At 69.9% G+C, this 11339-nt stretch carries 9 protein-coding genes; 7 read left to right on the top strand and 2 right to left on the bottom strand.

Annotated features, from left to right (window positions below):
- Nucleotides 1-7: 7 nt before the first annotated feature.
- Nucleotides 8-1933: a potassium transporter Kup gene (locus ACGFH6_RS10440; RefSeq protein ID WP_393382328.1), complete on the top strand. Its 1926-nt coding sequence runs from the start codon at nt 8-10 to the stop codon at nt 1931-1933.
- A 3-nt stretch (nt 1934-1936) separates the two neighbouring features.
- On the opposite strand, the gene ACGFH6_RS10435 is transcribed toward ACGFH6_RS10440, so the two are convergent.
- Nucleotides 1937-2569, bottom strand: coding sequence for a maleylpyruvate isomerase family mycothiol-dependent enzyme (locus tag ACGFH6_RS10435; RefSeq protein ID WP_393382325.1), 633 nt, complete (start codon nt 2567-2569; stop codon nt 1937-1939).
- A gap of 126 nt (nt 2570-2695) precedes the next feature.
- On the opposite strand from ACGFH6_RS10435, the gene ACGFH6_RS10430 reads away from it, so the two are divergent.
- The 6 genes from ACGFH6_RS10430 to ACGFH6_RS10405 all read left to right on the top strand — a co-directional run bounded on the left by ACGFH6_RS10430 (nt 2696) and on the right by ACGFH6_RS10405 (nt 10632).
- Nucleotides 2696-3910: a helix-turn-helix domain-containing protein gene (locus ACGFH6_RS10430; RefSeq protein WP_393382322.1), complete on the top strand. Its 1215-nt coding sequence runs from the start codon at nt 2696-2698 to the stop codon at nt 3908-3910.
- A gap of 90 nt (nt 3911-4000) precedes the next feature.
- Nucleotides 4001-5956 carry a PQQ-binding-like beta-propeller repeat protein gene (locus ACGFH6_RS10425; RefSeq protein ID WP_393382319.1) on the top strand — a complete coding sequence of 652 codons (1956 nt, stop codon included), beginning with the start codon at nt 4001-4003 and terminating at the stop codon, nt 5954-5956.
- A 4-nt stretch (nt 5957-5960) separates the two neighbouring features.
- Nucleotides 5961-7916, top strand: coding sequence for a hypothetical protein (locus ACGFH6_RS10420; protein WP_393382317.1), 1956 nt, complete (start codon nt 5961-5963; stop codon nt 7914-7916).
- Between the two features lie 30 nt (nt 7917-7946).
- Entirely contained in the window at nt 7947-9179 is a 1233-nt protein-coding gene (locus ACGFH6_RS10415) for a DegT/DnrJ/EryC1/StrS family aminotransferase (RefSeq protein ID WP_393382314.1), read from the top strand.
- Nucleotides 9179-9907, top strand: a complete 729-nt coding sequence (locus ACGFH6_RS10410; protein WP_393382312.1) for a hypothetical protein — start codon at nt 9179-9181, stop codon at nt 9905-9907. Before ACGFH6_RS10415 ends, ACGFH6_RS10410 begins: the two co-directional genes overlap by 1 nt.
- Nucleotides 9901-10632, top strand: coding sequence for an amidohydrolase family protein (locus ACGFH6_RS10405; RefSeq protein WP_393382311.1), 732 nt, complete (start codon nt 9901-9903; stop codon nt 10630-10632). The genes ACGFH6_RS10410 and ACGFH6_RS10405 overlap by 7 nt, the downstream gene beginning before the upstream one ends.
- On the opposite strand, the gene ACGFH6_RS10400 is transcribed toward ACGFH6_RS10405, so the two are convergent.
- A complete protein-coding gene (locus ACGFH6_RS10400; RefSeq protein WP_393382310.1) occupies nt 10622-11161 on the bottom strand; it encodes a GNAT family N-acetyltransferase in 540 nt (179 codons plus the stop codon). The two genes, ACGFH6_RS10405 and ACGFH6_RS10400, sit on opposite strands and share 11 nt — an antisense overlap.
- Nucleotides 11162-11339 lie beyond the last annotated feature (178 nt).

Genomic DNA, 11339 nt, shown 5'->3' with positions numbered 1-11339 from the left:
CGGGCCCGTGAACGCTTCTGGTGCGCCGCATGGCTCGGCGCGGGACACGGTGCGGCTGGCGGTGATCGTCGCGGCACTCGGAGTGGTGTTCGGCGACATCGGCACCAGCCCGATCTACACGTTGCAGACCGTGTTCAACCCGGAGGACCCGCATCCGGTCCCGGTCAGCACCGACAACATCTACGGTGTCGTCTCGCTGGTGTTCTGGTCGGTGATGATCATCGTCACGGTCACCTACATCCTGCTGGCGATGCGGGCCGACAACGACGGCGAGGGCGGCATCATGGCCCTCATCACCATGCTCCGCCGCTGGGGCACCCAGCGGGCCGGCCGCGCGGCGTTGATCCTCGCCCCGCTCGGCATCTTCGGCGCCTCGCTGTTCTTCGGCGACAGCATGATCACGCCGGCCATCTCGGTGCTGTCCGCGGTCGAGGGGCTCAAGACCGTCGAGGCCTCGCTGGCGGACTACGTCGTACCGATCACCGCGGTGATCATCGTCGTACTGTTCCTGGTCCAGCGGCGCGGCACCGCGGCGGTCGGCAAGGTCTTCGGACCGGTGATGATCGCCTGGTTCGTGGTGATCGGTGCCTGCGGCATCAGTGGGATCGTCCAGCATCCCGGCATTCTCAAGGCGCTGTCACCGACTTACGCGGCCAGCTTCCTGGCCGGTCACTTCCACCTCGCCTTCTTCGCCCTCGCCGCCATCGTGCTGTCGGTCACCGGCGCTGAGGCGCTGTACGCCGACATGGGCCACTTCGGGCGCCGGTCGATCACCCGCGGCTGGCTGCTCCTGGTCTTCCCGGCCTGCGCGCTGAGCTACATGGGTCAAGGCGCGCTGATCCTGCAGGACGAATCCAACATCAGCAGTCCGTTCTTCCTGCTCGTCCCCGACTGGGGCCGGTTGCCACTGGTGATCCTGGCAACCGCCGCGACCGTGATCGCCTCCCAGGCCGTCATCACCGGCGCCTACTCGGTCGCGTCCCAGGCCGCGCAGCTGGGCTACCTGCCCCGGCTGCGGATCGCCCACACGTCCGAGACGACGATCGGCCAGATCTACGTGCCGTGGATCAACTGGCTGTTGCTGGTCTCCGTACTGACGCTGATCTTCGCGTTCCGCAGCTCGGCGGCGCTGGCCTACGCGTTCGGTATGGCGGTCACCGGCACGATCACGATCACGACGTTGCTGTTCTTCTACGTCGCGCACATCCGGTGGAGCACCCCGCGCTGGATCATCGTCACCGGCGCCGTCCTCCTGCTGTCGGTGGACCTGCTGTTCGTCGCCGCCAACCTGACCAAGCTCCTGCACGGCGCGTGGCTGCCGCTGCTGATCGCGCTCACGGCGTTCACGATCATGACCACGTGGCAACGCGGCCGGGCGATCGTCACCGCCGAACGCGAACGGCTCGAGGGCCCGCTGGACCAGTTCGTCGAGGAGCTGCGCTCCGGCGAGCTGGTGGCTCAGCAGGTTCCGGGTACGGCGATCTTCCTCAACCGCGGCCGCACGACAGCACCCCTGGCGCTGCGGGCGAACGTCGAGCACAACCAGGTGCGGCACGAGCATGTCGTGATCGTCTCGATCGAGACCGAGCCGGTGCCGCGCGTCGCCGACGATCAACGGGTGACCGCCGACACGCTGGGGTACGGCGACGACGGGATCACCCACGTCACCGCGAGGTTCGGGTACATGGAGACGCCGGACGTTCCCGCGGCGCTGGCTCTGCTCGACCCGGAGGCGACCGAGGGCCGGATCGACCTGGAGCGGGCCTCCTACTTCCTGTCCAAGATCGAGCTGCGCAAGGGGCCGGCGGCGACCATGGCGACCTGGCGCAAGCACCTGTTCATCGCCACGTCACACATCACCGCGGATGCCGCCGAGTACTTCAACCTGCCTCGCGACCGGACGGTCATCATCGGGTCGCACGTCGAGGTCTGACGACTACAACCAGGGCGGCGGCGGTGGTGCCGGCTTGCCGTCGGGCGTGAGCACATCCTCGTAGCGACGGCCGGTCAGGTACGCCGCGCACTGGTGCAGCGGACCGTTCACCTGCGGGTCGGTCTCACTCTTCGCGCGGATGTCGGCGCAGAGTTCCTCGAGGAAGTCGGCCGGCAGGTCGGCGAAGGTGATGCCGGCGTCGAGGTCGACGGCATGGATCATCACCTCCATGCTGCGCATCCACGCCACCTCGGTCGCCGGGATCGGACGCCCCTGCGCGCTGCGCACCTGGGCCTGCCACTGCTCCTCGGTCAGCTCCGACATGGCCTCGGCCAGGGTCTGCGCAGTCACCTGGAACCGCTGCAGCAGTTCATCGGCGGGACGCTGCGCCCCGGCTTCGATGTCGGAGTTGCGCTGCTCCGGCGACGTGTACATCCGCCGCTCCTCGCCGGTCCGCGCCCAGTGCACCAGGTTGCCGAGGGCCTCCGCGTTGTTGGACAGGTGCGCGGCGACATGCTTGCGCGTCCATCCGGGCAGTGACGACGGGGCCTCGAGATCCGCGTCTGCAAGGGCTCTGGCGCAGAGCCCCGTACCTTGGGCAACCCAACCCTGACTGGTGGCGAGTGTGCGCGTCATGCTCGAAACCTAGCGGACCGCGGTGAACCCTCGGACGGCCGCGTACGGCGCGCGTTCTTGCAGGGGGTCGGTGATCTGGTGAGACTGAGCGCGCCGGACATATGCGCACAGTGAGGGGGACCGCGGATGGTGACGACGATCGGGGTTGTCGGTCCGTCGGATCTGGTCACGTCCACCGGCCGTGTCCTCGCTTCCCAGCGCGGCATCGAGGTCGTGCCGCTGCGCTACCGCCGCGAGACCGACACCCCGAAGGTGATGGCCGAGGCACCGCCCACGGTCGACGCCTGGCTGTTCACCGGAGTCGTCCCGTACCAGATCGCCGCGGCGAACAATCTCCTCGACCGCCCGGCCGTCCACGTCGAGTACACCGGCGCGACCCTGATGCGCGCGCTGGTCCAGCTCCTCCGCGAGGGCCGCGACATCACCTCGATGAGCATCGACATCCTGGACGAGGCGCAGGTCCACGAGACGCTCGACGAGGTCGGGCTGCCGACGCGCGGCATCCGCGTCCTCCCGTACCGCCCGGGCCTCAGCTCCGACGACGTCCTCGCCTTCCACCGCGAGGCCCGCGCGACCGTCGCCATCACGTGCATCCGGTCGGCGTACGAGAAACTCCGGACCGAGCAGACGACGCTCCGCCTGGCGCCTTCGGTCCACTCGGTCCGCGCGGCGGTCAACGGTCTGCTCCTGGTCCACGACGCTCTGCGCAGTGACGATGCGCAGATCGCCCTCGGCCTGGTCGAGATCGCGGCGGAGGGCGAGAGCGCCCTGCGACGCGAGGCCGGCTCGCTCGGCGGCAGCGTCATCCGGTACGACGACAAGCGGTTCCTGGTCGTGGCCACGCGGGGACCACTGGAGCAGGCGACCGCGGCGTTCACCGAGCTCGGCATGCTGAACAGGCTCAAGGAGCAGTTCGGACCGGTGCGCGTCGGGTTCGGCATCGGCGGCTCGGGCACCGAGACCGAGGCGCTGGCCCGCCGCGCCCTCGGCCGCGCGAAGACCGCCGGACGAACCGCCGCCGTGATCTCCCTCCGCAACGACATCGACCTGGTCCTCGTCGGCGGCGGCGCGCCTCGCGCGCAGCAACGCTCGAAGCTCCAACTCCTCGCGCAACGCGCCGGTCTGTCCAAGGCCACTCTCGAACGACTCCAGGAACTGGTCCACGCGGCCCCGGAAGCCGGCCTCACCACCCGGACCGTCGCCGATCACCTCGGCATCCAGCCGCGCACCGCCCGCCGGGTCCTCAACCGCCTCGAACGGGCCGGCCTGGCCGACGCCACCGGCACCCAGGCGGGCCCCAGCAGCGGCCGCCCGCTGATCATCTACCGCGTCCATCTCTGACCTGTTGACGCCCCGAATCGGGCCCGCGTAGGGTTTCGGGATAATTACAGCCATGACCGTAATAGCGGTCGGCTCATCCCGGGAGGCCTTGTGGACAAGCGGTTCACACGGAGACTGATCGGCACCGTCGTCGTTTGCGCAGCCCTGCTGAGTGTTGGCAGCTCCGCCACGGCCGCAGTTCCGGCCAAGTCCGAAACGCCGGTCACGATCGACACCTTCGGCCCGGCGTCCGCCGTCACCTCCACCAGCGTGGCCGAGCAGGTCGGTGACCGGATCTGGACCGTGACGTCCGGCGTCTCCCCGGTGCAGGTCGGTGCCTTCGACCCGGTCACGCGCACCGTCGATCGCAAACTCGCGCTCCCCACCGGCGCCGGCGCCTGGGCCATGGCGCACATCGGCACCGATCTGTACGTCGGCCTGTACACCCCAGGCGACGTCTACCGCATCGACACCGTGACCGGCACCGCCACCAAGGTCGCGCAGTTCGGCTCGTTCATCTGGTCGATCGCCGCCACCCCGGACGGCAAAATCGTCGCCGGTACCTACCCTGACGGCGCCGTCCACGAGTACGACCCGGCCAGCGGCACGACCAAGTCGTACGGCGCCGCGATCGCCGGCGAACAGTACGTCCGCAGCATCGCCGCCGACGCGACCACCATCTACGCGGGCGTCGGGACCAAGGCCCATCTGATCGCGATCGACCGCGCGACCGGCGATCGGCACGACGTCCTCCCGGCCAGGTACGCGGACCGCACGTTCGTCGCGACGCTCACCCTGTCCGGTACGACGCTCGCCGCCGGCCTCTCGCCGACCGGCACGATGCTGCTGTTCGACACCGCCGACCTCAGCAACCCGGTCGAGGTGCAGACGCCCGTCGGAGACCAGTACGTCACCGCCATCACGATCGACCCGCCGACCGGCGACGTCTACCTCGGGACCCGCCCGTCCGGGACGCTCTACAGGTACCGCGGCAGCACGCTCACACCGCTCGGTTCGCCGTACGACGGCGCGTACTTCAACCGGATCTTCGTCGACGGATCGACGATCCGGGCCGAACTGACGAGCCAGGTCGTCGACTTCGACGAGGAGACCGCCACGTTCAGCGGCACCGACCTCGGCCAGGCCGGACTGCCACCCGCGCCCGAGCAGGCGATGGGTATCGCGGCCACGAAGACCTCGGTGCTCGTCAGCGGCAAGGCCGGCATCCAGGTCCACGATCTCGCCACCGGCACCAGTACGCGGACCTTCCTGCCGGGTGAAGCCAAGACGCTGACCCCGGTCGGCGATGACGTCTACCTCGGCGTCTACACGCTCGCCCGGTTGTGGGCGATGAAGCCGAACGGCTCCGGCCTGCACGAACTCGGCCAGATCGGCAACGAGCAGACCCGCCCCACCGACGATGCGTACGACGCCCGCTCGCGGACCTGGCTCCTCGCGACCGAGCCCGACTACGGGAAGTACGACGGAACGCTCACCGAGCAGCACCTCGACACGGGTGTCCGCGAGGTCCACCGCGGCGTCGTACCTCACCAGTCGGTCCGCTCCGTCACCACGGACTCCGGCATCGCCTACCTCGGTGGGGCGACGCGCAACAGCCTCGGCACGACACCCATCTTGCCCGAGGCAACGGTTGTCGCCTTCGACCTGCGCCGCAACCGCACGCTGTGGGAGGTGGCACCGCTGGCCGGCGCCCAGAGCTTCAGCGATGTCATGATCTACCGCGGCAAGCTCTACGCGACCACCGACGACGGGCGGCTCGCGGTGCTGGATCCGCACACCGGCAAGCCGCTCTCGACCGTTGTCCTCGGCACCAGTCAGAGCCGGCTGACGATCGCACGCTCCGGGCTTTTCGGGACGGACAGTCAGCGCGTGTTCCAACTCGTCCCGAACCGCGAGGGCGCGCCGACGGTGACCACGGTCGTCGACGGACTGGCCGCGCAGATCTACAGCTACCCGCTGATCACGACGTCGCCCACCGGCGACGCCCTCTACACGATCAAGGGCCGGGATCTGGTCCGCATCGGCAACCTGCCCGGGGAGAAGTGAGCCGATGACCCAGCTCTCGCGCCGTACGCTCCTGGCCGGGGCCGCGATCACGACCGTGGCCACTGCCGTCCCCAGCGTCGCCGCGGCCGCAGACAGCCCGATCGACGGCAGCACACTGCCGACCTTCGGCCCCGCCTGCCTGACCGCCGCCGTCGTGGCGATGGCCGTCCACGACGGGCATGCGTACGTCGTCAGCCGGGGCATCGTGCCACCGCGACTGAGCGAGATCGACCTGACCACGCGAAAGGTCACCAGGACCGTCGAGCTCCCGGTCGGCGAAGGCGGCTGGGGCATCACAGTTGCCGCCGGCAAGGTGTACGTCGGGCTGTACCCGGTCGCCGACGTGTACTGCTTCGACCCGGCGACCGGATCGGTCGCCCGCGTCGGCAGCCTGGCCGGAGCCGGCGGGTTCGTCTGGGACATGGTGACCGCGCCCGACGGCCAGGTCTTCGCGGTCAGCTATCCGAACGGCACGATCTGGCAGATCGACCCCGGCACCAACGCCCTCACCCGCATCGGCACGCCGGTCACCGGAGCGCAGTACGGACGGTACGTCGGCGCCGCGGGCAACTTCGTGTACGCCGGGATCTACACGCCCTCGGAGCTGACCGGCTACGACCGGAGCAGCGGCGAGTTCCGCGATCTCACGCCCGAGCCGCTCCGCGGGCAGAAGTTCGGCCCGTTCGCGGCGACGACCGACCGGCTGTTCGCGGGCAGCGACGGAGCGCTGTCCAGCATGGCTCTCGACGGCACCGACGTCCGGACTGTCGCGCTGCCCGCAGGCGAGACGAGCATCGACGCGATCACAGTCGGCGCGGACGGTACGGCGTACGTTACAAGCCGCGGCTCGGGGACGGTCTGGTCCTGCGGACCGAATGACACGAGTTTGACCGCGGTCGCCACCCCCGCGCCGGCAGACGAGCACCGCAGGCTCCACCTCCTCGACGCGACCACACTCCTCGGCTCGACCGGGTCCGGGGTGCTCTGGTGGCTCGACCTCACCACCGGCGAGTTCGAACTGCTCGATCTGATCGACGCCGGCTTCACCCCGGCGGCGGACAAGCCCCAGTCGATCCAGCTCGGCGATCCGCACCTCTACGTCGGCGGCCACTGGGTCGTGACAGAGCACACCGTCCCGCCGGGTGCAGGCGCCGGCCGGCGCATCCGGGTGCCCGGTGAGGCGAAGACCCTGACCTGGCTCCGGGGAGAGCTGTACAGCGCTCTCTATCCGAGCACCGAGGTGGTGCGGATCAACCCGCGCAGCAACGAGGTCCACAGCTTCGGGACGATCGGCCACGACCAGCAGCGCCCGTGGCAGGCGGCGTACGACCCGAAGTCGAAGCTGCTCGCGATCGCGTCGGCACCAGGCACCGGCAAGCTCACCGGAGCGCTCACGCTCCTGGACCCGAGGACCGGCAGCCTGGACGTCCACTACGGCATCCTCCCGGACCAGAGCGTGATGACGGTCGCGATCGACGACGGCATCGCGTACATCGGCGGCGACGTCGTCGGTGGTGGCGGGATCACCCCGACCCGGACCTCGGCCGCGATCGCAGCGTTCGACCTCCGCCGTCGGCAGCTGCTGTGGACCGCCGAGCCACTCGCCGGTGAGCGCTCGATCCAAAGTGTCGCGGTCAAGGACGGCGTCCTGTACGGCGTGCTGAAGCGGACCAGCGGCGGCTGGTTCACGTACGACCTCAGGACGAAGGCGGTCGTCCGTGGCACCAACAAGTTGTCGGGCTACGGCCAGATCTTCACCGACAGTTCCGGGGTCTATGGTGAAACGAACTTCGGCGGCAACCTGTACCGGCTCGGGCCTGGCCTGGCCGAGGCGGAGCTGCTGGTGAACAACCTCGGCGACGGGTGGTACACGGTGCCTCAACTGACCCCGGTGTCCGGCCGGCGGCACGTCGTCTGGGGCCTGGCCGACCGCGATCTCGTCCAACTACCGTTGCCGTAAGCAACCTCAACCACGTGAGGACGCGTTTCGATGGACAACACCACGCTCGCCCGTGACGGCGGCACCCCGGTGCGCACCACTCCCCTGCCGTCGGTGTTCGACTCCTCCGGCCGCCGGTTCGGCGACGAGGAGGTCAAGGCCGTGGAGAGGGTGCTGCGCAGCGGCATGCTCTCGGCGACGTGGGGCACCGAGGTCCCCGCTCTGGAGCGGGAGTTCGCGGACCTGCTGGGCGCCGGGCACGCGGTCGCGTGCAGTTCGGGGACGGCGGCGCTGCACCTCGCGGTCGCGGCGGTGAATCCGGAACCGGGTGACGAGATCATCACCACGCCGATCAGCGACATGGGCACGGTGTTCCCGATCATGATGCAGAACGCCGTACCGGTGTTCGCGGACGTCGACCCGGTCACGGGGAACCTCGATCCGGCGGCCGTCGCCGCCGCGATCACGCCGAGGACGAAGGCCGTGATGGCCGTGCACCTGTTCGGCAAGCCGGCCCCGATCCGGGAACTGCGGGAGCTGTGCGAGCAGCACGGGATCGTGCTGATCGAGGACTGTGCGCAGGCCTACCTCGCTCCGGTCGGCGACACGTTCGCCGGGCGGATCGGGCACATCGGGTGCTTCAGCCTGCAACAGACCAAGCACATCAGCGCCGGCGACGGTGGCCTTGTGGTCACCGATGACGCGGCCCTGGCCCGCCGGATGCGGCTGTTCGCCGACAAGGGCTGGCCGCGCGACACCGACGAGCGGACCTATCTGTTCCTCGCTCTCAACTACCGGATGACCGAGTTGGCCGGGGCAGTGACCCGAGCGCAGTTGTCACGGGTGCGGGAGATCGTCGCGGATCGTCGTACCGGCGCCGCACGCGCCACGGCCGGGATCAGCGACCTGTCGGGCATCACGACGCCACCGGACAGCGGCGATCACGTGTACTGGCAGTACCCGCTGATCATCGACCCGGAGGTCGCGGGCGACCTGCACGAGTGGGCGGCGGCCCTGACCGCCGAGGGCGTGCCCGCGGTCGGTGGGTATCTCACCAGCCCGCTGTACGCCGCGCCCGCGGTGCGCGAACGGATCACCTACGGACAGTCCGGGTTCCCGCTGCAGGGCACCGAGTACCCGCCCGGCCTCTGCCCGAACGCCGAGGAGCTGATCAACCGCCGGCTGCTGGTCCTTCCCTGGAACGAGAACTACACCGGCGCGGACGTCGACGACATCGTCGCCGCGATCCGCAAGGTCCACAGCGCTCTGGCCCGGGAGGCCTGATGAACGACGCTCCGCACCTGCTGGACTGCGACGTACTGGTCGGGCACGACGTCACGACCGGTCGCTGGAGTCGCCCTGACGCGGTGCAGGACGTGTTCAAGGCCACCGGAATCTCCGGCGGTGTCGTGTCCTCGCTGCGGGCCGTGCACTTCGACGTACCGACCGGGAACGACGAGGCGCGGCAGGTTGCCGACAGCAACGGCTGGTCGGCCGGCCCGGTGCTCGACCTGCGCGACGTGCTGGGCGCCGAGCGGGAACTCGAGCGGATCCTGGCCCAGCCGGACCGGCCGCGAACCGTCCGGCTGGCGCCGACCGCGCAGGGCGTGGAGCCGGGTTTCCCGTCGTTCGCCCACGTGGTGCGGCTGCTGGTGGAGGCGGACCTGACGATCTTCGTGGAGGGCGACGTACGCAAGATCGGTACGCCGTTCCGCGGTCTCGGGGCGCGCGTTGTGTTCCTCGACACGCACTTCTACCACCTCGGCGACTTCATCGTGCTGGCCCGCGCGGAGAGCGGGTTCCACACCTCGACCCGGATGCTCACCGGGCCGGACTCGCTGGAGATCGTCGCCGGTGAGGTCGGCGCCGAGCGGTTGCTGCTCGGCTGCCGGACGCCGTTCCACGAGACCCACTCCGTGGTCCGTCGCCTGCTGACCTCGAAGCTCACGCCCGCCGAGATCGCGCAGGCCGGCAGCAAGTCCCTGACCAACCTCCTGGAGCCGGCATGCTGATCGACGTACACGCGCACTGGGGTCCGTGGTTCTTCTCCATGGACGTGCGCAGCATCGACGTCAACATCGACCTGATCGACCGCTTCGGCATCGACCTCCAGCTGGTCTCCGCGATCGAGGCGATCGTGTACGACGCGCCCGCGGGCAATCGCTCGCTCGCAGAGCAACTCCCGGCCGACTCGCGGTTGCGCGGCATGCTGGTGGTCGACCCGCGCCGGCTGGACGAGGCCCGGGCCGATCTCGACGAACTGCTCGCCGGCGACGGACGCTCCCGGTGGGTCGGCGCCAAGATCCACACCGAGTACAGCCGCACCCCGATCGCGTCTCCCGGCATGCAGGCCGCGATCGAGCTCACCACCGAGTTCGGGCTGCCCACCTTGGTCCACACCTGGGGCGAGAACGTCCTCGACCTCGCCGACGTAGCGGCCCGCGTCCCGGACGCTCAGGTGATCGCCGGCCACATGGGCGCCTTCGGCTGGCCCCACCTGCCCGAGGCCGCGTCCCGCTCGGACCGCATCTGGTTCGAGCCGTGCTGGTCCGCCCCCGACGCCCACCGGATCCGCTGGGTCCTGGACCAGATCGGGCACTCCCGCCTCATGTTCGGCACCGACGCCACCCTCATCGATCCCTCGGTCGCCCTGGGCGCCTTCGAAGCCGCCAACCTGACCCCGACCGAGCACGACGCCATCATGTGGCAGAACACCACCAGACTGTTCAGCCTCTGATCGACTGGTTCGGGGACACGAAGACGACGATGTCGGTCTCGGGGCCCCGGACGGGTGGTTCCTGCCAGCCGATCCCCCGGTAGAACGCGAGCGAGTCGTGATTCTGGTTCCAGGCCAGTAGCCAGGCGCGCGGTTGCTCCTGCGTCGCGGCCTCCAGCAGCCGCCGCCCGAGCCCCGTCCCGCGCGCGTGCCGGAGCACCCCCAACTCGTCGATCTCGAAGGCACCGACCAGCAACTCCTCGACCTGCTCCGGCCCGAGCCGCTTCTGCACGCTCCCGTAGGACCGATCGGTCCGGAACGGCGCAGGCGTGATCCAACCGGTCACGAACCCCGCGATCCGACCGTCGTCGGACCGTTCCACCCAGGCCTGGAACCCGTCCCGCCGAGCGTCGCCCTCCAGCCGCTGCCGGAACGCGACCCGCGTCTCGTCCGGGTCCCGGTGCTGCCACGGCGGCGCCGTGAACACCTCGACGTACGCCTCCGTCAACTCGTCCGCGATCTCCAGCACACCAGCCCCATGACTCTCCACGAGCCCAACCTAATCAACCCGTGGTGGGGGGGGGGGCCGGGGGGGGGGGCCCCCCCCCGGGGGGGGGGGGGGGCGGGGGGGGGGGGGGGGGGCCGGCCGGGGGGGGGGGGGGGGGTTTCGCGGGGGGGGGTGGGGGGGGGTGAATGGGGTGATGGGTGAGAGTTCGGGTGGTTGGGGT

This window comes from Kribbella sp. NPDC049227 (genome assembly GCF_043197265.1).
Taxonomy (GTDB): domain Bacteria; phylum Actinomycetota; class Actinomycetes; order Propionibacteriales; family Kribbellaceae; genus Kribbella.
The sequence above is the reverse complement of the archived record's forward strand: the minus strand, read 5'-3'. Positions and strand labels throughout refer to the sequence as shown.

Coding starts and splice junctions, on each gene's coding strand:
- ACGFH6_RS10435 (WP_393382325.1), bottom strand. CDS start 2,569: ATGACGCGCACACTCGCCACCAGTCAGGGTTGGGTTGCCCAAGGTACG.
- ACGFH6_RS10430 (WP_393382322.1), top strand. CDS start 2,696: ATGGTGACGACGATCGGGGTTGTCGGTCCGTCGGATCTGGTCACGTCC.
- ACGFH6_RS10420 (WP_393382317.1), top strand. CDS start 5,961: ATGACCCAGCTCTCGCGCCGTACGCTCCTGGCCGGGGCCGCGATCACG.
- ACGFH6_RS10415 (WP_393382314.1), top strand. CDS start 7,947: ATGGACAACACCACGCTCGCCCGTGACGGCGGCACCCCGGTGCGCACC.
- ACGFH6_RS10410 (WP_393382312.1), top strand. CDS start 9,179: ATGAACGACGCTCCGCACCTGCTGGACTGCGACGTACTGGTCGGGCAC.
- ACGFH6_RS10405 (WP_393382311.1), top strand. CDS start 9,901: ATGCTGATCGACGTACACGCGCACTGGGGTCCGTGGTTCTTCTCCATG.